Genomic DNA, 450 nt, shown 5'->3' on the forward strand with positions numbered 1-450 from the left:
AAACACGCAGTTTAGCCGGCAATACGCCTTCGGTGGTGATGCCGAGCTCAATGCCGGTGCGCATGACTTCCCAGACGTTGGCAAAGGGTTGTTCCAGATCTTCTTTGCTGTGCAGCGCCAGTTCGTTTTGCATCATCAGACCGGAAAGCGACAGGCCGGTTTCCTGGCAATGACGTTGTAAATCAGCCGCAGATTTATAAGGATACGGCACGTTTACCGGAGAGTTATTCGGTAAACCAAAATGTTCTTCATCAACGATGAACCCACCGCCAATGGAATAGTATGTGTGGCTGTAAATGGCTTTTTCGCCTGCCAGTGCGGTAATACGCATGCCGTTTTCGTGTAGAGACAAATTGTCCGTATGGAAGTTCATGCACTTGTCGACCGGGAATTCGACCTCATGTTGGCCGTCCGCCAGTAGCAAACGTCCATGAGTATTCACATCCTGGA

Annotated in this window: 1 protein-coding gene; it reads right to left on the reverse strand. The window is 50.2% G+C overall.

The genetic code is table 11. The features are described 5' to 3' along the window. Positions 1-450 (reverse strand): serine dehydratase beta chain (locus tag ACU8YC_RS27540; RefSeq protein WP_446896331.1); only part of this gene is annotated, 450 nt, incomplete at both ends.

It is taken from the genome of Citrobacter sp. VF227, assembly GCF_052950715.1.